Annotated in this window: 16 protein-coding genes and 3 pseudogenes; 12 read left to right on the top strand and 7 right to left on the bottom strand. The window is 71.7% G+C overall.

Annotated elements, in window-relative coordinates:
• The 5 genes and pseudogenes from ACIPEK_RS25195 (at position 1) to ACIPEK_RS25175 (ending at position 4,455) form a co-directional block, all read left to right on the top strand.
• The gene (locus tag ACIPEK_RS25195; RefSeq protein WP_402000060.1) at positions 1-792 is read left to right on the top strand and encodes an ABC transporter ATP-binding protein; all 792 of its coding nucleotides are present in this window, start codon (positions 1-3) and stop codon (positions 790-792) included.
• Positions 789-1,515: pseudogene (locus ACIPEK_RS25190) on the top strand (ABC transporter ATP-binding protein). Before ACIPEK_RS25195 ends, ACIPEK_RS25190 begins: the two are co-directional and overlap by 4 nt.
• Complete coding sequence (locus ACIPEK_RS25185; protein ID WP_383069576.1) at positions 1,515-2,402, top strand: branched-chain amino acid ABC transporter permease; 888 nt, start codon at positions 1,515-1,517, stop codon at positions 2,400-2,402. The pseudogene ACIPEK_RS25190 and the gene ACIPEK_RS25185 overlap by 1 nt, the downstream one beginning before the upstream one ends.
• Positions 2,399-3,556 (top strand): branched-chain amino acid ABC transporter permease, encoded by a 1,158-nt coding sequence (locus ACIPEK_RS25180; protein ID WP_402000057.1) that lies wholly within the window; start codon positions 2,399-2,401, stop codon positions 3,554-3,556. Before ACIPEK_RS25185 ends, ACIPEK_RS25180 begins: the two co-directional genes overlap by 4 nt.
• Positions 3,553-4,455 carry an alpha/beta fold hydrolase gene (locus ACIPEK_RS25175; protein ID WP_402000054.1) on the top strand — a complete coding sequence of 301 codons (903 nt, stop codon included), beginning with the start codon at positions 3,553-3,555 and terminating at the stop codon, positions 4,453-4,455. Before ACIPEK_RS25180 ends, ACIPEK_RS25175 begins: the two co-directional genes overlap by 4 nt.
• Positions 4,456-4,497: 42 nt before the next feature.
• Here the strand turns inward: ACIPEK_RS25175 and ACIPEK_RS25170 are convergent, their stop codons facing one another.
• The 5 genes from ACIPEK_RS25170 to ACIPEK_RS25150 form a co-directional block, all read right to left on the bottom strand.
• Entirely contained in the window at positions 4,498-6,474 is a 1,977-nt protein-coding gene (locus tag ACIPEK_RS25170) for a helix-turn-helix domain-containing protein (RefSeq protein WP_402000051.1), read from the bottom strand.
• A gap of 30 nt (positions 6,475-6,504) precedes the next feature.
• Positions 6,505-7,347, bottom strand: coding sequence for a 3-hydroxybutyrate dehydrogenase (locus ACIPEK_RS25165; protein WP_402000048.1), 843 nt, complete (start codon positions 7,345-7,347; stop codon positions 6,505-6,507).
• Between the two features lie 275 nt (positions 7,348-7,622).
• Positions 7,623-8,378: a copper homeostasis protein CutC gene (locus tag ACIPEK_RS25160; protein ID WP_402000045.1), complete on the bottom strand. Its 756-nt coding sequence runs from the start codon at positions 8,376-8,378 to the stop codon at positions 7,623-7,625.
• Positions 8,375-9,898, bottom strand: coding sequence for a M81 family metallopeptidase (locus ACIPEK_RS25155; RefSeq protein ID WP_402000042.1), 1,524 nt, complete (start codon positions 9,896-9,898; stop codon positions 8,375-8,377). The genes ACIPEK_RS25160 and ACIPEK_RS25155 overlap by 4 nt, the downstream gene beginning before the upstream one ends.
• A 22-nt stretch (positions 9,899-9,920) precedes the next feature.
• Positions 9,921-11,141: an ROK family protein gene (locus tag ACIPEK_RS25150; RefSeq protein ID WP_402000040.1), complete on the bottom strand. Its 1,221-nt coding sequence runs from the start codon at positions 11,139-11,141 to the stop codon at positions 9,921-9,923.
• A gap of 282 nt (positions 11,142-11,423) precedes the next feature.
• Here ACIPEK_RS25150 and ACIPEK_RS25145 point away from each other — a divergent pair, with 282 nt between their 5' ends.
• Genes ACIPEK_RS25145 through ACIPEK_RS25125 form a run of 5 tightly spaced genes read left to right on the top strand, consistent with a single transcriptional unit; the run spans position 11,424 to position 17,785 of the window.
• Positions 11,424-13,241, top strand: a complete 1,818-nt coding sequence (locus ACIPEK_RS25145; protein ID WP_402000037.1) for a peptide ABC transporter substrate-binding protein — start codon at positions 11,424-11,426, stop codon at positions 13,239-13,241.
• A gap of 50 nt (positions 13,242-13,291) precedes the next feature.
• Positions 13,292-14,251, top strand: a complete 960-nt coding sequence (locus tag ACIPEK_RS25140; RefSeq protein ID WP_402000034.1) for an ABC transporter permease — start codon at positions 13,292-13,294, stop codon at positions 14,249-14,251.
• Positions 14,248-15,147: an ABC transporter permease gene (locus tag ACIPEK_RS25135; RefSeq protein WP_266745898.1), complete on the top strand. Its 900-nt coding sequence runs from the start codon at positions 14,248-14,250 to the stop codon at positions 15,145-15,147. Before ACIPEK_RS25140 ends, ACIPEK_RS25135 begins: the two co-directional genes overlap by 4 nt.
• Complete coding sequence (locus tag ACIPEK_RS25130) at positions 15,144-16,853, top strand: dipeptide ABC transporter ATP-binding protein (protein WP_402000031.1); 1,710 nt, start codon at positions 15,144-15,146, stop codon at positions 16,851-16,853. The genes ACIPEK_RS25135 and ACIPEK_RS25130 overlap by 4 nt, the downstream gene beginning before the upstream one ends.
• Entirely contained in the window at positions 16,850-17,785 is a 936-nt protein-coding gene (locus ACIPEK_RS25125) for an ROK family protein (protein WP_402000028.1), read from the top strand. The genes ACIPEK_RS25130 and ACIPEK_RS25125 overlap by 4 nt, the downstream gene beginning before the upstream one ends.
• A gap of 24 nt (positions 17,786-17,809) precedes the next feature.
• On the opposite strand, the gene ACIPEK_RS25120 is transcribed toward ACIPEK_RS25125, so the two are convergent.
• Positions 17,810-18,040 carry a hypothetical protein gene (locus ACIPEK_RS25120; RefSeq protein WP_402000025.1) on the bottom strand — a complete coding sequence of 77 codons (231 nt, stop codon included), beginning with the start codon at positions 18,038-18,040 and terminating at the stop codon, positions 17,810-17,812.
• Between the two features lie 235 nt (positions 18,041-18,275).
• Here ACIPEK_RS25120 and ACIPEK_RS25115 point away from each other — a divergent pair.
• Positions 18,276-19,594: pseudogene (locus ACIPEK_RS25115) on the top strand (PHB depolymerase family esterase).
• A gap of 83 nt (positions 19,595-19,677) precedes the next feature.
• Here the strand turns inward: ACIPEK_RS25115 and ACIPEK_RS25110 are convergent.
• Positions 19,678-20,095 (bottom strand): annotated as a pseudogene (locus tag ACIPEK_RS25110) (transposase); the annotation flags it as partial.
• Here ACIPEK_RS25110 and ACIPEK_RS25105 point away from each other — a divergent pair.
• The gene (locus tag ACIPEK_RS25105) at positions 20,094-20,408 is read left to right on the top strand and encodes a hypothetical protein (protein WP_402000022.1); all 315 of its coding nucleotides are present in this window, start codon (positions 20,094-20,096) and stop codon (positions 20,406-20,408) included. The pseudogene ACIPEK_RS25110 and the gene ACIPEK_RS25105 overlap by 2 nt on opposite strands.
• Positions 20,409-20,575 lie beyond the last annotated feature (167 nt).

Below are 20,575 nucleotides of genomic sequence, written 5' to 3'. Positions count from 1 at the left end.
ATGGCCGTACCGGACACCACCGCGCAGCGCCCGGGCGGGGCGCGGAACACCGCCCCGGTGCTTCAACTGGCCGGGCTCGGCTGGGGCGTCGGAGGGGCGACGATCGTCGAGGACGTCACGCTGAGCGTCCACGAGGGCGAGTTCCTCGCCTTCATCGGTCCCAACGGGGCCGGCAAGACCTCTCTGTTCAACCTGATCAGCGGGCTGACCATGGCCACATCGGGCACGATCGCGCTGGACGGTACGGACATCACGGACCGCCCCGCGCACGTACGGGCGAGGCGCGGCATCGGCCGCACGTTCCAGACGTCCAGCCTCTGGCCCGGGATGAGCGTGGCCGACCACGTCCGGCTGGCCGCCCAGGCGGCCCGGGGCGGCTCGTACCGGCTGTGGCGGCGCGCTTGCCCGTACACCTCCGAGGTGAACGGCGTACTGGAACGCACCGGCCTCGGCCACCGGGCACAGGCGATGGCGTCCGAACTGTCGCACGGCGAGAAGCGGAAGCTGGAGCTGGCGGTGCTGCTGGTGGGCGAGCCGCGGCTGATGCTGCTCGACGAGCCGATGGCCGGGGTGAGCGCGGAGGAGGTCCCCGCACTGACCGAACTGATCCGCACCCTGCACCGGGACGAGGGCCGCACCGTCCTGATGGTCGAGCACCACATGGACGTCCTGCTGGGCCTGGCCGACCGGCTCGCCGTGATGCACCACGGAAGGCTGCTGGCGCTGGACACCCCAAAGACGGTGACCGCCGACCCGACCGTTCAACAGGCCTATCTCGGGGAGGGGTTGTGACGACAGGGGACCTGCTCGCCGTACGGGACCTGCGGGTCCTGATCGGCGGCCGGCACATCCTGCACGGCGTGGACCTGGACGTCGCCCGGCACGGGGTGACCGCGCTCCTGGGCCGCAACGGCGCCGGGAAGACCACGACCGTACGCGGCGTCCTCGGCCTCGTCCCGCGCACCGGCAGCGTGCGACTGGACGGCGAGGAGACCGTCTCGATGCCCACCCACACCGTGGTGCGGCTGGGCATCGGTTACGCCCCCGAGGACCGGGGCATCTTCGCCGGGCTGACCGTCGCGGAGAATCTGCGCCTGGCCGAGCGGCGCGGCGCGGGCGAGCCCGCGTACCCGCTCGTCCATGAGCTCTTCCCCGAACTGAGGCGTCGGGAACGGCAGTTGGCGGGCACATTGTCCGGCGGGCAGCAGCAGATGGTGGCCATCGGCCGCACGCTGCTCAACGGCAACCGGCTGATCATCGCCGACGAACCCACCAAGGGCCTGGCGCCGAAGGGTGCTGGAGCGGGCCGCCGAGGCGGTGCCGGTGCTGCTCGTGGAGCAGAACCTCGCCGTCGTGCGGCGCCTGGCCGAACACTGTGCGGTGCTCGCCGACGGCCGGACCGCCCATCAGGGACCGGCCGCCGAGCTGCTGGGCGATGCGGAAGCGGCACGTCGCCTGCTGGGCGTGGGACACGGCCCGGCCATCGAAGCACCTTCCGTGGAGGCGGATTCCTGATGTCCACCGTCGTTCTGCTCACCATGACCGGACTCGGTCTGGGGGCGCTCTACTTCCTGATCGCATCGGGACTCTCACTGATCTTCGGCCTGATGGACGTGCTCAACTTCGCGCACGGGGCGCTGCTCTCCATCGGCGCGTACGGCACCTGGTGGGCGGCGTCCGGCAATCTGCCCGGCGCCGGCCCGGGCGGAGCGGGCTTCGTCCTCGCGGTCCTGTTCGGTACGGCGGTGGGCACCGCGGCCGCCGTACTGCTGGAACTCGCCGTCGTCCGCCCGCTCTACACCCGGCCGCGCGAGCAGGTGCTCGCCACGGTCGGGGTGGGGCTCGCCGTCCCGGCGCTGCTGTCGGGCATCTGGGGCTCGGACGCCCGGACCTTCCCGGGGCCGAAGGCGCTGTCCGGCACCTTCGGGCTGCTCGGCGCCCAGGTCCCGGTCAACCGGCTGGTACTGGTCGCGGCGGCGGTCGTGGTCCTTGTCGCACTGCGGCTCTTCCTCGGCCGTACCCGGCACGGTCTGGTCGTACGGGCCGGAGTCGAGGACCGGGCGATGGTCACCGCCCTGGGTATCGATGTGCGCAAGGCGTTCACGCTCGTCTTCGCGATCGGCGGCTCGGCCGCCGCGCTCGGCGGGGCGCTCGGCGGCCTGTACTTCGGCTCGGTCGACCCCCGCCAGGGCACCTCGCTGCTGATCTTCGCGTTCGTCGTGGTGGTCACCGGGGGCATGGGCTCGGTGACCGGCGCCGCAGTGGCATCCGCCGTCATCGGCCTGGTCCAGCAGTTCGCCAACTACTACACCGCAGCGGGCCTCGGCGACCTGGCCGTCGTCGTCCTGCTCGCCGCGCTGCTGCTTCTGCGGCCGCGCGGACTGACCGGGAGGCTCGCGTGAGCACCGTCACCGAGACACACGACCGCACCGGCGAAAAACACACGGCCGCACCGGTCCCCGGGAACACCGCCCGGCTGCTGCGCCGTTGGTGGCCCGCCGCCGCACTGCTGATCCTCGCCGTCGCGCCGTACAGCGCACTGCCGCTGCCCGGACTCCTGGACGGCCCGCTCGGCAGCCCCGGCAGTCTCCAACTGCTCGCCACCTGCCTCCTGTTCGGCGCGCTGGCAACCGGATACGACCTGCTGCTCGGCCGCGCCGGGCTGCTCTCCTTCGGGCATGCGCTCTACTTCGCCGCGGGCAGCTACGCCACCAACATGTTCCTGCTGGAGGCGGGCCTCCCGTTCGCCGTGTCCGCACTGCTCGGCCTCTGCTTCGGGATCGCGCTCGCGCTGGTCCTGGGGTCGGTGAGCCTGCGGGTCACCGGCATCGGCTTCTCCATGGTGACGCTGGCCTTCGCCCAGGCGGGCTCGATCCTGGTCTCCCGCAACCCCGGTGGTCTCACCGGCGGCGAGGAGGGCCGGGCCGCCCCCGCGGATCTGCTGCCGTCCGGGCTCGTGGGCATCGAGCACACCGCGAACCTCTACTGGGTGGCGCTCGCCTATCTGGTCCTCACCCTCGCCGTCGTCCACTGGGCGATCGGCTCCCCCACCGGACGGGTCTGGGAGGGCATCAAGGAGAACGAACGCCGGGTGGAGGTACTGGGGTTGAAGCCGTACGGCTTCAAGCTGACGGCCTTCGTCCTGGCGGGCGCGCTGGCCGCGCTGGGCGGTCTGGTGCACCTGCTGCTCACCGGCGGCTCGACACCGCAGACAACCACCTCGGACTTCACCCTCTCGCTGCTGGTGATGGTGGTGGTGCTGGGCGGATCGGGCACCCGCTGGGGCCCGATGGTCGGCGGCATCCTCTACACCTGGGCCGATCACCGGCTCGGCGATCTGGCCGGGTCGGGCGCGGTCGCCGATCTGCCCGCGGTGCTGCGGGTGCCGCTCTCCCAGCCGCTGTTCCTGCTGGGTGTGCTGTTCGTGGCCGTGGTACACCTGCTGCCGGGCGGCCTGGCCCGGCTGCCGTCCCGGCTGGCCGCGGTACGACGCGGTCCCGCCGCCCCCGAAACGCTCCCGGCCGGGAAGGCCCGGAAGGAGAACGGACGCCCGTGATTCCGTACGAAGAGGTACAGGTCCCCGTGGCCGGGGGCGAGTTGGCGGTACTGAGGTGGCCGGCCCGTGAGCCCGACGCCCCGGTCGTCGTCGCCTTGCACGGCATCACGGCCAACGCGCTGTCCTGGGGCCCGGTGGCGAGGCTGCTGGACGGCCGCATCACCCTGATCGCCCCGGATCTGCGTGGCCGGGCCGGGAGTTCGGCCCTGCCGGGGCCGTACGGGATCGCCGCGCACACCGATGACATCGCCGCCCTGACCGAGGCCCTGGGCCTGGACCGGGTGGTGCTGGCCGGCCATTCGATGGGCGCGTTCGTGACGGCGCTGGCCGCCGTACGGCACCCGGAACGGTTCGGGCCGCTGCTGCTGGTCGACGGCGGCATCGGCTTCCCCGCCCCCACGCATCTCTCCCCGGACGAGCTGATGACCGCCGTGATCGGCCCGGCCATGGACCGGCTGTCGATGACCTTCCCCGACCGGGCCGCCTACCGCTCCTTCTGGCAGGCACACCCGGCGTTCGCGGGTGCGTGGTCGGCCGAGGTGGATGCGTACATCCAGCGCGACCTGACCGGGGACGCACCCGCCATGCACTCCACCTGCCGGATCGAGGCGGTACGCACCGACGGCATCGGCCTCTTCGACGAGGAGGTGCTGACGGCGGTACGGAAGCTGCCGGCTCCAGCGACTCTGCTGTGGGCGCAGCGGGGCCTGATGAACGAGGAGCAGGGCCTGTACGACGAGACACGCCTGGCAGCGGCCGGCCTCGGGGGTACGGAGGTGACACCGGTGCCGGTACGGGACGTCAACCACTACACGCTGCTGACGGGAGAAGCGGGCGCCGGAGAGATCGCACACCACTTGCTGACCATGTCCGGCGCCCCCGGCCCGTCCGGCGCTTGAGGACAGAGACACCGGAACGCACCCCGGGCGGCCGGACGGCCTCTACCGCTCCCGGCCGCCCGCCAACAGATGCAACCTCAAGGCGAGTTGCAGCTCCAGCGCCCGCCCGGGCTCGTTCCAGTCCCGCCCCAGCAGCACCTGCACCCGGTCCAGCCGCTGCACCACCGTGTTGACGTGCACGTGAAGTTCGTCCTTGGCGCGGATGAGACTGCCCCCGGACCCGAAATAGGCACCGAGGGTACGCACGAGATGCGTGCCGCGCTGCGCGTCGTACTCCAGCAGCGGCCCCAGTGTCGCCGTGACGAAGCCGTCGACGTCCTGGGCGTTTCCCAACACCACGCCCAGGAAGCCGAGTTCGTCGACGCACGCGCCTTCCCCCGCACGCCCGAGGACCCGCATGGCGCGCAGGCAGCGGGCTGCCTCCCCGTATGCGGAGGCCAGCTCCCGGGCGCCACGGGCCGGCCCGGTGGCGGCAACGGTGACAGGGGCCTGGATCAGCTGGCCGAGCTGGGCCGCCGCCGCGCGTGCCGCGTCACCGACAGCCGGGCCGGGGTCGTCGGCCTCTATCAACAGCACCACGTTCCCCGCGTGTTCGGCGCTCACCCCGTGGATGTCCCCGCCGAACAGATAGCGCATCGCGGCAGGGGCCAGCCGCTCCCGGGCTCCGCCCTCGGCCACCAGCAGCAGATGTGGGCGGTCGAGGTCGATGCCGAGGCGTCGGCCGCGTTCGGCGAGTCCGGCCGGGTCGCGGTCCGCGTCGGTCAGCAGGTCGGTGATCAGCTCTCCGCGGACCCGGTTCTCGGTCTCGGCGACCGTGCGCCGCAGCAGCAGAAGGAGTCCGGTGACCACCGAGGCCCGCTCGAACAGCCGCCGGTCGGAGTCGTCGAGCTGTTCACGCCGGTGCAGGACCAGACCGGCCAGGAGTTCCCGTCCGGCGAGGACCGCGCAGATCCACCGGCCGTCGCGGTGCACGGCGCGGGCACCCGTACGGGACTCCTCGGCGGTCTCGGCCAGCCACCCGGCGTCCATGCTGTCGGCGGCGAAGTCCGCACCGTCGGGCCGGACCGCCGCCAGGGGCCGCCCGCCCGGGTCGTGGATGGTGAGCGGGGAGTCCAGCAGCCCCGCGACCGCCGCGGCGACGTCCTTGACGTCGCGGCCGCGCAGGACCAGATCGGTCAGCCGGTCGTGGGACTCCTCGGCGCGCCGCATCGCCGCCGAGTGGGCCCGTACGGCCGCGTTGGCCTCGGCCAGTTCGGCGTTGGTCTCGGCCAGTTCGTCCAGCGCGGACCGGGTGTCGGCGAGTGCGCGGGCGGTGTCGATGGCGATCGCGGCATGTGCGGCGAGCGAGCACAGCAGGGCGACCTCGTCGGGGCTGAAGACGCGGGGGGCACGGTCGGCCGCGAAGAGGACGCCGATGACCTTTCCCGTGCCGCCGCGGCTGGAGCCGAGAAGCAGGGGCACGCCGAGGATGGCCACGAGCCCCTCGTCCAGCACCCCGGCGTTGATGTTGCGGGTGTGGTGGAAGCGGTCGTCGGTGCGGTAGTCGGGGGTCGCGTACGGGCTCGCGGTCTGCGCCACCAGACCGCCGAGCCCATGGCCGAGCTCCAGCCGCAGTCGCTGGAAAAGCACCGACACCGACCCGTCGGTGACCCGCATATAGGTGTCCCCCGCCTCCTCGTCGGGGAGCGTGAGATACGCCGTGTCCGTGCCGAGCAGCATCCTGGCTCGGCGGACGATCGCCTTCAGCACGTCGTCCAGGTCGCGGGATGCGGCCAGGTCGCCCGCGGTGTCGAAGAGCGCGGTGAGCTGGAGCTCCCGGCGCCGGTGCTGCCGCAGGACGCCCCTGATCCGCAGGGCGGTGGCGGTGGCCCGCTCCACCTCCGCCAGATCACCCGCGGGCACACCGGCGGCCCGCGCCTGCGAGGAGACGGCGCCCACCGCCTCGGCGGGGGCGTCGTCGACCAGCAGGTCGAGGAGGCGCCGCAGATGGGGCGCGGCGGAGGCGGACGGTTCAGACATGGGCGGCCATCGTTCGTAGGGGGCGGGGGATCAGTTGGCGGTCCAGCCGCCGTCCATGGAGAGCGAGGTGCCGGTGATGTGCCCGGTACGCGGTCCGCAGAGCCACAGCACGGCCTCGGCGACGTCGTCGGGTTCGATCAGGCGCTTGATCGCGCTGCGTTCCAGCATGACCCGGCCCACCACCTCTTCCTCGGAGATGCCGTGCGTACGGGCCTGGTCCGCGATCTGGTTCTCGACCAGGGGGGTGCGTACGTACCCGGGGCTGACGCAGTTGCTCGTCACCCCGTGTACCGCCGCTTCGAGCGCGACCACCTTACTGAGCCCCTCCAGTGCGTGCTTTGCCATCACGTAGGCCGATTTGTAGGGGCTGGCCCGCAGGCCGTGCACGGACGAGATGTTGACCACGCGCCCCCAGCCGCGTTCGTACATGCCCGGCAGGGTCCGGCGCAAGATGCGGAACGGGGCCTCCACCATGACGCGCTGGATCAGCGCGAAGCGGTCCGGTGGGAATTCGTGCACCGGGGCGACGTGCTGGAGCCCTGCGTTGTTGACCACGACGTCCACGTCGGCGGGCAGCGTGTCCACCGCGTCGGGGACGGAGAGATCGACCACCCACGCCGTCCCGCCGATCGCCTCCGCCAGGCTCTTCGCGGCGTCTGCGGCCTTGTCCACCACATGGACATGGGCGCCCGCGGCGGCCAGGGCCTGTGCGCAGGCCCGCCCGATACCGCTCGCGGCACCGGTCACCAGGGCGGTGCGCCCGGCGAGGAGCCGGTCCGCGGGCGACGGCGAGGGACCTGCGGCGGGCGGCGGAACGGTGGGCGGGGCGGCCTGCTGGGCGGGCCCGTGGTCCGGGCTCTGAGGAGTCTCCATGGTCGTCACCGTAAGGAGGCCGAAGCCCACGTCACACGGGGTCGGTGCACACACCGTCGCACGCCGGCATGGTGGCGGCGTACATGGTGCGGGTCCGGTCCCGGGCCGTCAGCGGGCCACGTCCAACGCCGCCCGCTGCTCCGTGGTCGGCTCCAGGTCCACCGCGGCCGGGCTCTCGTCCGGCTGCGCGACCGAGGAGCACGGTGCCGGGGCCCCTGCCGAGACGGGGCAGGGCGAGTCCGTCGGGTACCGCCGGCTCGTGCCCCGGTCCGAGGTCAGCCCGCCGCCTCCACCGCCCGTCGTGCCTCGGCCACCACTTCGGGATCGGTGACGAAGTGGGTGTCCTGCTCGGCCGACGCGCCCCCGGCGCCGAGCGGTATCCACTTTCCGCCGCGCCGGGGCAGCGCCCTGGCCTTGGCGGAGAGGTGGACAGCGGCGACGCCGGCTGAGGTCAGGGCCGGGATGTCGGTGGGGCGCACGCCGCCGCCGGCCATCACCTGCACCCCGGGTGCGGCGGCGGCCATCGCGGCGATCACCGCCAGCCCCTCGGCCGCGGCGGGAGCGCCGCCCGAGGTGAGGACCCGGGTGAGACCGAGTGAAGGCAGCAGTGCGGCGGTGGCCACCGGGTCGGCGGACTGGTCGATGGCGCGGTGCAGGGTGATGTCCACCGGGCGGCCCGGGGCGCGGGCCGCTTCGGCGAGCCGGGCGACCGCCACGGTGTCCAGGGCGCCGTCGGCGGTCAGCGCGCCGATCACCACGCCGGAGGCACCGGAGGCGATGACGGACCGCACCTCGGCGGCCATGAGCGCGATCTCCTCCTCGTCATGCACGAAGTCGCCGGGCCGGCACCTGACCAGCACCTGCACCGGCAACCCCTCCCCGGCGACCGCCTCCACCAGGGCTGCCGACGGGGTCAGGCCGCCCAGCTCCAGGGCGGCGCAGAGCTCGACCCGGTCGGCGCCGTTCTCCCGGGCGGTCCGGGCGCCGGCCGGTGAGGTGACGGCGATCTCCAGGGCGGTACGTGCGGTCACTCGTCGTCCCCGGTCAGCGGCTGGTCGGAGGCGGAGATGATGCGGGCCGACAGATCCGGGTCGGCCATCTCGCGGTCGAAGGGGAACATCGGGCGGCGGATGCGGTGGTGGCCAAGCCGTACCAGGTCCTGGTCCACACCGCCGGGCGTGAGCGCCATCTTCCACCCGACCGACATGTCGAAGAGCTCGGGCTCCAGGTAGCCGATCTTCACGATCACGATGTCGGCGCGGCGCGGGTCGAGGTCCAGGTCGGTGAAGTCGTGCTCGTGGTGGTAGGGCTTGCGGAGCTTGGTGAGGATCGCGTACACGCTGCCGACCCGGACGACAACCTCGGTCTCGGCGTCGCGGTCGCCGTGCCGGATGGCGTGCACCGTGCCGGTCAGGGTGACCGGGCCCGCGTGCCGGTCGTCCACCTCGGCGCCGGCGGTGACCGTGACGGTGGCGCCGACACCCGCGGCGACGGCGGCCTCGACCGCGGCCGGTCCCGGCACCGAGGCGTAGATGACGGTCGGACCGTCGTCCTTCTGGAACTCCGGGCGGGCCAGCAGCCGGGTCAGGCCCCAGGTCATGTCGCCGGCGCCCCCGGCGGTCGGGTTGTCCCCGGTGTCGCTGATGAAGTACGGGCGCCGGTCGGAGTCCAGGGCCTCGTCCAGGATGCCGTCGAAGGTGCCGGTCGGGGCGACGAAGTCGAAGTCGTCGCGGGCCTTCCAGAAGCCCTGGGCCAGGCGCTCGGCACCGGCCGAGACGGCGGCCCGGTCGGTGCCGGTGACCACGACCACGGCGCGGTTGCGCGGTTCGTCGGCCCAGGCGTAGCCGACCCATATCGCGGCGTCGATCACGCCGTCCATGGCCTCGACCTCGTCCACGGCCGCGTACACGCTCCTGGCCGGCTCGATCCGGGTGGAGGTCTGCTCGCCGGCCAGCAGCACCGGCACCGGCACCCAGGCCTTGACCGGGCGGGGCGCGCCGGAGGCCAGCAGGTCCACCAGGTTGCGGACGGCCCGCTCCTTGGTCTCCATGTGGTCCTCGTGCGGGGCCATCCGGTAGCAGGTGATCAGGTCGCTGCCGTGGGCGAGTTCGCGGGAGACGTTGCCGTGCAGGTCCATCGAGGTGGAGATGATCACGTCGGGGCCGACGGTGGCGCGGATGCGCTCCAGCAGCACCGCCTCGGCGTCGTCGATGCCCTCCACGGTCATCGCGCCGTGGATGTCGTACCAGAGGCCGTCCGGCCGGGGCAGCGCGGCGAGCCGTTCGATCAGCTCGTCGGTCAGCTCGGCCCAGGCGGCGGCGGTGACGGTGCCGCCCGGCAGCGACTTGCCGACCAGGGCGCCGTGCCAGTCGGCCGCCTCGCGCAGTTCCTCACCGGGGGCCAGGAAGGGGTAGCGGCCCAGCACCTCGGCGCCGCGCGAGGGGTGGAAGGCGGCGGCCCGGGTGCGGGCGGGAGAGAAGGTGGACGACTCGATGCCGAGTCCGGCGATGGCTATGACCGGGCGGGCTGCGGCGGTGCGGGATTGCGACATGGCTCCTCGTAGGGGTGGGGCGTCAGACGTGACGGGGCGCGGGGGCGCGGAATTGGTCGGCGGCGCCGGCCTCGCTCAGGGCGCGGGCCAGGGAGCGCTGCAGGGCGAACTGCCCGGCGCCGACCAGTCCGGCGTCGGCGCCGAGGCTGGCCCGCTCGATGGCGAGGTGTTCGGTGACGAGCGGGTGGCAGCTCTCGTAGAGCTGGCTGCGCACGGCGGCGACGAACGGTTCCAGGGTGGAGAGGATGCCGCCGAGGTAGACGGCGTCCGGATTGAAGAAGTTGACGTTGGCGGCGAGCACTTGGCCGAGGTAGTCGCCGGCCCTGCGGACCGCGCGGGTGGCCTCCGGGTCGGCGTCCATGGCCAGCCGGGCCACGTCCTCGGGGCTGCTGACGTCGGCCCCGCGCTCGCGCAGGATGCGGACCAGGGCGGCGCCGGACGCCACGGTTTCCAGGCAGCCGGTGTTGCCGCAGGAGCAGGGGATGTCGGCGCCGGCGTCGATCCGCATGTGGGTGATGTCGCCGGCCGCGCCGGTGGCGCCCCGGTAGAGGCGTCCGTCGACGATGACGCCGGCGCCGATCGCCGAGCCGATCTTCACCATGATCGTCTGCCGGCGCTGGGCGGGCCGTACGGTGTGCTCGCCGACCGCCATGCAGTTGGCGTCGTTGTCCACGGCGGCCGGGACGCCGAAGCGTTCCTCCAGCCAGGCGGTGACCGGGAAACGGTTCCAGCCCGGCATCCGCGACGGCAGGACGACCGACCCCGACGCGATGTCCACCGGCCCGGGCAGCGAGAGCCCGACCCCGCGCAGCCGGCCACGTCCACGCTGCTCGGCCAGCGCCTCCAGGGTCTCGGCGAGCCGGGGCAGAGCCGCCTCGGGGCCGTCGGCGATCACGAAGGGGACGGTCGAGACATCGGTCAGACCGCCGCCGGGCAGCACCACACCGATCCGGGCGTGCCGGCCGCCGAGATCGGCGGCGACCGCGAACTCGTCGTTGCTTCCCGGTCTCAGCACTTTGCGGGGGCGCCCGCCGGTGGAGGACTGGGTGCCCTCCTCGGCGATCAGCCCGCGCTCCACCAGATGGGCCACGGTGAGAGAGATGGTGGAGGCTGCGGCCCCCAGCAGTCCGGCGAGTTCGGCGCGTGACGAGGCCTGGCCCGATGCGACGAGTTCCAGGACCCGCGCGGCGAGGGCCGGCGTGCCCTTTGCGGCCCTGCGGTCCCATGCACTTATTTCAGTCATGTACGAAGTAACTTCCGCAACTGTGGGTGTGGCGAAGACAATACGCCCGCGCCCGGCACGGGGGAACAGCTTCGCGAAGGAAGTAGGTCCGACCTGAAACCCATTCAATCCACCCAAATACCCCCAACGGAGAGAGGCGATCGAGGCGAGAGGGCTTTTTTCGGAGGCGTAGTAACTTACTTTTTACTAATTCTTGTTTGTTTCTTCGGTGTGTCCGGCGTTAGCTGTCGTGAACGCAGTGCCGGTCCCGGGCATACGGGTCCTTTCACTCTGAGGAGAGTCATGTTCCTTGCTCACACGGCGAACAGCCGCCGCTGGGCCCTTGTCGCGGGCGCCGCTGTCACCGCGGGTGCTCTGCTGACCGGTTGTTCCGGGGGCGGCACCTCGTCGTCCGCCTCCGGCTCGTCGGACACCATCAACTACGCGCTGCCGGCCAACTTCACGCCGAACTGGATCCTCCCGGTCGGCACCGCCGCGCACCTGAACACCAACAACTCCTCCATATCCCAGTCCCTCTGGGAGCCGCTGATCGCGTACGACGGCTCCACCGGCAAGGTCGGCTGGAACAAGGACAACTCGCTCGCCACCGCCGCCGACTTCGCCAAGGACAGCAAGAGCGTCACGATCACGCTCGGCGACCGGCACTGGAGCGACGGCAAGCAGATCACCTCCCGCGACGTGGAGTTCTGGTTCAACCTGGTCAAGGCCAACAAGGCCGACTGGGCCAGCTACAGCCCGGGCAAGGCGCCGGACAACTGGACCTCGCTGAAGGTCGTCGACGACACGCACTTCACCATCACCTTCGACCAGGCGTACAACCAGCAGTGGATGCTCGCCAACGAGTTGAGCATGATCCGCCCGATGCCGCAGCACGTCTGGGACAAGACCAGCGACTCGGGCACGGTGTCGGACCTCGACCGCACCGCCGCGGGTGCCAAGAAGGTCTGGACGTACCTGAACGACGCCGCCAAGAAGATCTCCGGTTACGCCACCGACCCGCTCTGGAAGACGGTCAGCGGCCCGTACACCATCAAGTCGTTCTCCACGGCCGGCAAGGTCCAGCTGACGGCCAACGCCAAGTACGACGGCGGCGGCAAGGCCAACATCAAGACCGTGAACCTGCTGCCGTTCACCACCACGGACGCCGAGGAGAACGCGCTGCGGGCAGGCACGGTCGACTACGGCTACATCAACGCCACCAACCTCAGCCAGGAGTCGTCCTTCACCGCCAAGGGCTACACGGTGAAGCCGTGGTCCGGCTGGGCCATCACGTACATGCCCTACAACTTCAACAACCCCGCCATGGGCGCGGTGTTCAAGCAGCTCTACGCCCGCCAGGCGATCCAGATGTCGGTGGATCAGACCACCCTCTCCAAGGTCGTCTTCAACGGCACCGCGGTCTCCACCTACGGCCCGATCCCGCAGGGCCAGAGCTCGTCCTTCGTCTCGTCGGAGCAGAAGAACAACCCGTACCCGTTCTCCACCGCCAAGGCGAAGCAGCTGCTGACCGGCCACGGCTGGACCGAGCAGAACGGCACCATGGTGTGCACCACGCCGGGCACCGGCGACAACCAGTGCGGCGCCGGCGTGGACAAGGGCACCAAGTTCCGGATGCAGGTGCTCTCGCAGTCCGGTTCGACCGTGACCGACAACATGATGAGCGCCCTGCAGTCGTCGTTCGCCAAGACAGGCATCGACTTCACCATCAAGACCGCCCCGGTCAACTCGGTCCTCTCGCAGGCCGGCCAGTGCAAGGCCGACCAGCCCGGCTGCAAGTGGCAGCTGTCGTTCTTCGGCACCGCGGGCAGCTGGTACTTCCCCGCCTACCCGAGCGGTGACTCGCTCTTCGCCACCGGCGGCGGCTCCAACTTCGGCAGCTACTCCAACCCCGCCGTGGACAAGCTGATCACCCAGACCACCACCTCCTCCTCCGACGAGGCGGTGCAGAAGTACAGCGCGGCCCTGGCCAAGGACCTCCCGGTCGTCTGGCTGCCGGAGCCGGACTACCAGGTCTCCGTGGTCAAGAAGGGCCTGGACGGCTTCGCCCAGGACTCGCTCGCCAACTTCCACCCCGCCATGTGGAAGTGGACGACCAAGTGAGCCCGGCCGGTGACCCCGCGTACCACTGAGCCGAAGCGACCGGAAAACACATGAGCACTTCCTCGTACCTGATCAGGCGGGTCCTCCAAGCCGTCGTGGTGATCGTCATCGTGACGATCGTGGTCTTCGGTCTGCTGCACGCCCTGCCCGGGGGTCCCGCTCGCGGGATCCTCGGTCCGCAGGCCACAGCGCAGCAGATCGCGTCCTTCAACCACGAGCAGGGCCTCGACAAGCCACTTCCCGTGCAGTACTTCTACTACCTGAACCAGCTGCTGCACGGCGACCTCGGAACCTCGTACACCCTCAATGAGCCGGTCTCCCAGCTCATCACCGAGCGGCTGGCCAAGACCCTGCTCCTCACCGCCCTGTCGGCGTTTCTCGGCCTCGCGCTGGCCATCCCGCTGGGCATGTGGCAGGCCGTCCGGCGCAACAAGCCGGTCGACTACGTCATCACCACGCTGAGCTTCATCGCCTACTCCACGCCCGTGTACTTCCTCGGGCTGATCCTGGTGCTGGTGTTCAGCCAGGTGCTGCCGTGGTTCCCGTCCCAGGCCCCGCAGGGGGACACGCTCGCCCAGGTGTTCTCCGAACCGCAGGCGCTGGTGCTGCCGGTCGTCGCCGGTGCCGCCTCGATGATCGCGGTGTTCAGCCGCTACATGCGGGCGGCCACCCTGGAGAACCTCTCCGAGGACTACGTCAGGACGGCGCGGGCCGGCGGTTCCCGCTCCCGCGCCATCCTGTGGCGGCATGTGTTCCGCAACTCGCTGACGCCGGTGGTCGCCATGCTGGGCTACTACGTGCCGGTGCTGTTCGGCGGCGCCCTGGTGGTGGAGCAGCTCTTCAACTACCCCGGTATGGGGCTGCTCTTCTGGACCGCCGCGCAGTCCTCCGACTACCCGGTGCTGCTGGGCTGCGTGCTGGTCATCGCGGCCGCCACGGTGGTCGGCACGCTGCTCGCCGACATCGTCCAGCGGATCATCGACCCCCGAGTGAAGGCAGGCCGGGCATGAGCGCCGTCATCCAGCCGGGCCAGGCGCCCGGCACGGCCACCGCCGCCGCCACGGCGTCCGGCGCCCGGCTCGCCGTCCGGCGCTTCCTGCGCAACCGGCTCGCCGTGGTCGGGCTCGGCGTCGTGGTCCTCTTCTTCCTGCTCTGCTTCGCCGGTCCGCTGGTGTACTCCACCGACCAGACCCACACGATGCTCCAGCAGGTCAACCTCGCCCCCAGCGGCTCGCACTGGCTCGGCACCGACGCGGTCGGCCACGACGAGCTGGGCCGGCTGATGTACGGCGGCAAGGTGTCGCTGATCGTCGGTCTCGCCGCAGGCATCCTGGCCACCGTGATCGGCACCCTGTGGGGCGCCGTCGCCGGCTACGCGGGCGGCTGGGTCGACGCGGTCATGATGCGGATCGTGGACGCGGGGATCGCCATCCCGGCGCTCTTCATCCTGCTGGTGGTCTCCGCCATCACCACCCCGGGCCTGACCGGACTGATCGTCCTCCTGGGCTTCGTCTCCTGGCTGGTGCCGTCCCGGCTGATCAGGGCCGAGACGCTCTCCCTGAAGAACCGCGACTACGTCCTGACCCTGCGGGCCATCGGGGGGACGCACGCCCGGGCGATCACCCGGCACATCCTGCCGAACTCGGTCTCGACCATCATCGTCGCGGCCACCTTCCAGATCGCCGACGCCATCCTGCTGGTCGCCTACGTCTCCTACCTGGGCCTGGGCGTCCAGCCGCCGGCCACCGACTGGGGCGGCATGCTCTCGGCCGGTCTCACCGCCGCCTACTCCGGCTACTGGTGGCTCATCCTGCCGCCGGGCCTGGCCATCATCCTGGTGGTGTGGGCGTTCAACGCGATCGGGGACGGACTCCGCGACGCATTCGACGTGAGGGGACGCGGATGACCGCCACCCAGGGCTCCGCCGCCCCGCAGGCCGGGCCGATTCTCGAACTCGACGACCTCGGTGTCGTCTTCACCACCGAGACCGGCGAGGTGCCGGCCGTCCGGGGTGTCTCCCTGCACGTCCGCCCCGGCGAGACGCTCGCCCTGGTCGGCGAGTCGGGTTCCGGCAAGTCCACCATCGCGCTGGCCGCGATGGGCCTGCTGGCCGGCAACGCCCGTGCCACCGGCAGCGCCACCATCGCCGGCCACCAGGTGGTCGGTGCCCGCGAGACCGACCTGGCGGCGCTGCGCGGCCGGACCGTCTCCATGGTGTTCCAGGAGCCGGCCACCGCGCTCGACCCGCTGACCCGGATCGGCAGGCAGATCGCCGAGGTGATCCGCAACCACCGCAAGGTGTCCGCCAAGGAGGCCGCCGCCGAAGCCGTCGAACTCCTCCGCAAGGTCGGCATCCCGGAGCCGGAGAGGCGGGCCACCGCCTACCCCTTCCAGCTCTCCGGCGGACAGCGCCAGCGGGTGGTCATCGCCATGGCCATCGCCAACGAACCGGCCCTGCTGATCGCCGACGAGCCGACCACCGCGCTGGACGTCACGGTGCAGGCCGAGATCCTCGACCTGCTGCGCCGGCTCGCCGTCGAGACCGGCACCGGCGTCCTGCTGGTCACCCACAACATGGGCGTGGTCGCGGACTTCGCCGACCGGGTCGCCGTGATGTACCACGGCGAGATCGTGGAGACCGGACCGGTCGAGGACGTACTGCTGCGCCCGTCCCACGAGTACACCGAGCGGCTGCTGGCCGCGGTGCCCCGGCTGTCGGTCGCCGAGGAAGGCCGGCCGGCCGCGCCGGCCGCCGCCGCCCGCCCGGACACCGACCCGGTGGTCGAACTCCGCGACATCACCGTGGTGTTCGGCCGCGGCAAGGGCGCCGTGCGCGCCCTGGACGGGGTCTCGCTCGCCGTACACGCCGGGGAGACCCTGGGCCTGGTGGGCGAGTCGGGCTCCGGCAAGTCGACCGCGTCCCGGGTCGCGCTCGGTCTGATCCCGCCGAGTTCCGGCACCGTCTCGCTGTTCGGCACCGACCTGGGCCGTACCCGGTCCCGGGCCCGCCGGGCGCTGCGGGCCGGTATCGGTGTGGTCCTCCAGGACCCGGTGGCTTCGCTGGACGCCCGGATGACGGTCGGCGAATGCGTCGCCGAGCCGCTCAGGGTGCACCGCCGCGAGCTCTCCGCCAAGGACCGCCGGAGCAAGGTCGCCGACGTCCTCGACCGGGTCCGGCTGCCGCGTGAACTCGCCCGGCGCGCACCCCGGGAGCTGTCCGGCGGTCAGCGCCAGCGGGTCAGCCTGGCCCGCGCCCTGGTCCTGGAGCCCCGGCTGCTGGTCGCCGACGAGCCCACCAGCGCGCTCGACGTGAGCGTGCAGGAGGCGGTGCTCGAAGTGATCTCCGAGCTCCAGCACGAGCTGGGCTTCGCCTGTCTCTTCGTCTCCCACGACCTGGCCGTCGTACAGCACTTCGCGCAGCGCGTCGTGGTGATGCGGGCCGGCCGGATCGAGGAGCAGGGCCCCACCGGGGCAACCCTGCTGCACCCGGAGACCGACTACACCCGCCGGTTGCTGGCCGCCGTGCCGGTGCCCGACCCGGTGATCCAGCGCGGCCGCAGAGCCGAACGTCTGGCCACCCTCGCAGCCGGCCGGACGGAGGCGCAGGTATGAGCTTTTGTGACCGTACGCTCTTCGCCGGAGTGGACATCGGCGGCACCACGACCCAGGTGGTGGTCTGCGCCGAGGACCTGACCGTACTGGACCGCGCGGAGGTGGCGACCCCGGCGGCCGACGGCGGCCGGGCCATGATCGGCGCGGCCCTCGCCGCGCTGGCCCCGCTGCTGGAACGCACCCCCGGCCGGCTCGCCGGTTGCGGGGTCGGCGCGGCCGGTGTGGTGGACTCCGCCACCGGCCGCATCCTGGTGGCCAGCGACTCCTTCACCGGCTGGGCCGGCTTCGCGGTGACGGACGCCGTCGAGGAGGCGCTGGGCGTCCCGGCGTTCCTGGACAACGACGTCAACGCCTTCCTCTACGGGGAGGTGTCCGGCGGCGCCGTGCGCGGCGAGTCGGACGTCCTCGGGATGACGCTGGGCACCGGGGTCGGCGGCGCGCTGTGGACCGGCGGCGCGCTGTTCGCCGGGCCGCACGGCGCGGCCGGCGAGATCGGGCACATCCCCGGCTTCGGTGATCTGCTCTGCTCGTGCGGCGGCCGGGGCCATCTGGAGACCCTGGCCTCCGGCCGTTCCATCGGCGCCCGTTACGCGGACCGCACCGGCCGGCGGCTGACCGCCCGCGAGGTCGCACAGGCCGCCGGCCACGGTGACCAGGACGCCCTCGCGGTGTACCGGGCCGCCGGTGCCGGGATCGCCCGGGCGATCGTGATGACAGCGGGCGTCGTGGACATCACCACGGTGGTGGTCGGCGGCGGGGTCAGCCACGCCTGGCCCCTGCTGAACCCCCTCATCCTGGCGTCGCTGGCCGCCGACCCGCCGGTCAGCGGCCACCCTGTCCGGCTGGTCAGGGCCGCCCTGGGGGCCGACGCCGTACCGGTCGGCGCCGCGGCACGGGTGCGACAGGAACTCGCGACGGGGGTCGAGGTCTGAGGAGGCCGGTCGCGGGTCCAGCGTCTACGCTCCGATGGCGGACAGCCCACGCGTACGGGCCTGCGGCATGGAGCGGGCGGAGCCGGTGACGCCCCGCACGATGCCGTAGCGCGCCTCGTTCAGGCAGGTGAGTGGGGCGGCCGACGCGGCGCGCGAGCGGGAGCCGGACCGAGTCGGACAACCGGACGCGGTCCAAGAGAGCACACTCGCCTCGCGGCGGGTCTTCGGGTCCGTGCCGATCGTGCGGTAGCGCATACCTGCTTCCCTCCCGACAGCCCTTCTCGGGTGCGGGCGTTGCCGGCCGGGAGCACGCATCTTCGAGCGCACTCGATGTCAGCGCCCGCTCCCCGCCGGTGCTCGCGGCGCAAGGGCGGCGCCGCACACAGCGGGGCCCGAGGGATGTCAGCCCGCCCCATGGGCCGGGGCGGCCCGGACTCGTAGGTTCCGGCAACAGTCCGCACGCCCGCACGTTCCGAACAGGGAGGCCCCCGTGCGCCCATCGATCCTGCGACGCCTGCTCCGGCGCGTCGCGTCCACGGCTGTCCTCGCCCTCGTCGCGGCGACGCTGAGCACCGTGGGCGCCGCCCGGCCCGCCGCTGCCGCCGGCGGCCTGCAGCAGGTCACCGGCTTCGGCACGAACCCCGGCAACCTGCAGATGTACGAGTACGCCCCCGCCGATCTGCCCGCGGGCGCACCCCTGGTGATCGCCCTGCACGGCTGTACGCAGACGGCCAACGACTACTACACCAACTCGGGCTGGCCGAAATACGCCGACCTGTGGAAGTTCGCCGTGGTCTTCCCGCAGACCACGTCCGCCAACAACTCGCTCTCCTGCTTCGGCTGGTTCGATCCGGCCGAGGACACCAGGGGCAAGGGCGAGGCCGCCTCCATCGTGCAGATGGTGGAGCACGCGAAGCAGCGTCACGGCTCGGACGGCCGCCGCGTGTACGTCACCGGCCTCTCGGCGGGCGGCGGCATGACCGCCGACCTGCTGGCCGCGTACCCGGACGTGTTCGCGGGCGGCTCCGTGGCCTCGGGTCTGCCCGCCCAGTGCGCGACGAGCCAGGCGGCCGCGTCCGGCTGCCAGACGGGCCCGCAGAAGCTGACGCCCGCGCAGTGGGGCGACAAGGTACGCGGCTCCTACCCGGGCTACTCGGGCCCCTGGCCCCGCGTGGCGATCTGGCAGGGCACGTCCGACTTCACGGTGTACCCCGCCAACGCCACGGCCCTGCGCGACCAGTGGACGGATGTCTGGGGCATCGGCCAGACCCCGTCGTCCACGGACGCCCTCCCCGGCAACACGACCCGCAGCACATACAACGACGCCTCCGGGAAGCCCGCCGTCCAGACGTACTCGGTCTCCGGCATGGGCCACGGCCTGGCGGTGAACCCCGGCTCGGGCACCGACCAGTGCGGGAGCACGGCGGCGTACTTCCTGAACGCCATCTGCTCGACGTACTACACGGGCGTCTTCTGGGGCCTGGACCGGGGCACACCCGGTGGCGGCGGCCAACTCCCCGCCCCGTCCGGCCTGCAGGTCACAGGCGTCACGGCAAACAGCGCCTCACTGTCCTGGAACACGGTCCCGGACGCAGCCTCGTACGCGCTCTACCGCAACGGCACAAAGGTCGCCTCCCCCACCTCCACGACGTACACGGACTCGGGCCTCACCGCCGGAACCGCCACGCCAACGGCTCGAACGAGAACATGGGCCTGTACAACGTCTTCGTCACGCACACGCTGAAGGAGTCACCGGCGGGGTACTTCGTGATCGCCGACACGGGGTGTACGGCGCAGCTCAAGTCCTGAAAAGAGACCGCGACTGTGTGGCGGCATCGTTGGCCTCAGCGTCGTGTCCGAGGCTTCCTCGGTCGCGCGTTTCTACGATGAACTCGCTTCACGTCCCCGGCCTCATCGACCACCAGCACCGCATCCTCGTCGCGCAGGTGCTCCAGTACGTACTCACGCCCGTCGTCGCGCACGGCGTCGGCATCCCACCTGGCCCGGCCGAGCAGGTGCTGCATGCCGTCCGGGGTGGCCTCCCCGGCCCACTCGGCGATGCTCCAGCAATTCTTGTGCGGCAGGTCCGACAGCGGGCCCAGCACCAAGCCCCGCACCCGGCGCCGGGGTTCGACCCGCGAACCGGCCCGCTATCCGGGGCCTCAGGACCTCGAAGCCCTCCTGCCAGCGGGCAGGGTCTACACTGTCCCTCTCGGCCGCCGCGGGTTCTTCTGTCTTCACACACCGATGGTCACAGATGGCCGCAGTTGACAGTCGTGGGTGCACCCCTGGATAGGCTCCCGTGCCCATGAGCGCCATACAACTCTGGAGACGAGTACGCCGGGCAGACAAGCCGGTCGCTGTCATCGTCGGCGTGGGGAACCTGCTGCTCTGTGGCGTGCTCTTCTTGATGATGATCGGCGGGGTACTGAACTTCGAGGCCGCTACCCGGGAGCAGGAGACCGCCGCTCAGACTCTCGCGGGCCAGATCTTTGGGTGCTGGCTCGCGGGCGGGCTGATGCTGTTCTCCGTGCTGGGAATGACGCGGGCCTTGTTCAGCCACCTGGCCACGATGCTATGTATGCCCGCCGTGCTGATCCTGATCTTGACACTCTTGTGGTGACGTGCAGCACGCGATCCAGCAGGCACTGAAGGCCCCGAGCTACGCCGGCGCCCGGCTTCGGACAGGCGACTCTGAGTGCCGGAGCGGCCAACTGCGCCAATCGGCTGACTGGGGCGCCCAGTCACATCACCAGCAAGATCACGATCTACGGCTGGAGTATTAGTACT

The organism is Streptomyces sp. NPDC088246, assembly GCF_044741025.1.
Taxonomy (GTDB): Bacteria; Actinomycetota; Actinomycetes; order Streptomycetales; family Streptomycetaceae; genus Streptomyces.
Note: the sequence above shows the minus strand (reverse complement) of the source record. Positions and strands in the feature narration are given on the sequence as shown.

Coding starts and splice junctions, on each gene's coding strand:
- ACIPEK_RS25195 (WP_402000060.1), top strand. CDS start 1: ATGGCCGTACCGGACACCACCGCGCAGCGCCCGGGCGGGGCGCGGAAC.
- ACIPEK_RS25185 (WP_383069576.1), top strand. CDS start 1,515: ATGTCCACCGTCGTTCTGCTCACCATGACCGGACTCGGTCTGGGGGCG.
- ACIPEK_RS25170 (WP_402000051.1), bottom strand. CDS start 6,474: ATGTCTGAACCGTCCGCCTCCGCCGCGCCCCATCTGCGGCGCCTCCTC.
- ACIPEK_RS25165 (WP_402000048.1), bottom strand. CDS start 7,347: ATGGAGACTCCTCAGAGCCCGGACCACGGGCCCGCCCAGCAGGCCGCC.
- ACIPEK_RS25155 (WP_402000042.1), bottom strand. CDS start 9,898: ATGTCGCAATCCCGCACCGCCGCAGCCCGCCCGGTCATAGCCATCGCC.
- ACIPEK_RS25150 (WP_402000040.1), bottom strand. CDS start 11,141: ATGACTGAAATAAGTGCATGGGACCGCAGGGCCGCAAAGGGCACGCCG.
- ACIPEK_RS25145 (WP_402000037.1), top strand. CDS start 11,424: ATGTTCCTTGCTCACACGGCGAACAGCCGCCGCTGGGCCCTTGTCGCG.
- ACIPEK_RS25140 (WP_402000034.1), top strand. CDS start 13,292: ATGAGCACTTCCTCGTACCTGATCAGGCGGGTCCTCCAAGCCGTCGTG.
- ACIPEK_RS25135 (WP_266745898.1), top strand. CDS start 14,248: ATGAGCGCCGTCATCCAGCCGGGCCAGGCGCCCGGCACGGCCACCGCC.
- ACIPEK_RS25130 (WP_402000031.1), top strand. CDS start 15,144: ATGACCGCCACCCAGGGCTCCGCCGCCCCGCAGGCCGGGCCGATTCTC.
- ACIPEK_RS25125 (WP_402000028.1), top strand. CDS start 16,850: ATGAGCTTTTGTGACCGTACGCTCTTCGCCGGAGTGGACATCGGCGGC.
- ACIPEK_RS25120 (WP_402000025.1), bottom strand. CDS start 18,040: ATGCGCTACCGCACGATCGGCACGGACCCGAAGACCCGCCGCGAGGCG.
- ACIPEK_RS25105 (WP_402000022.1), top strand. CDS start 20,094: ATGAGCGCCATACAACTCTGGAGACGAGTACGCCGGGCAGACAAGCCG.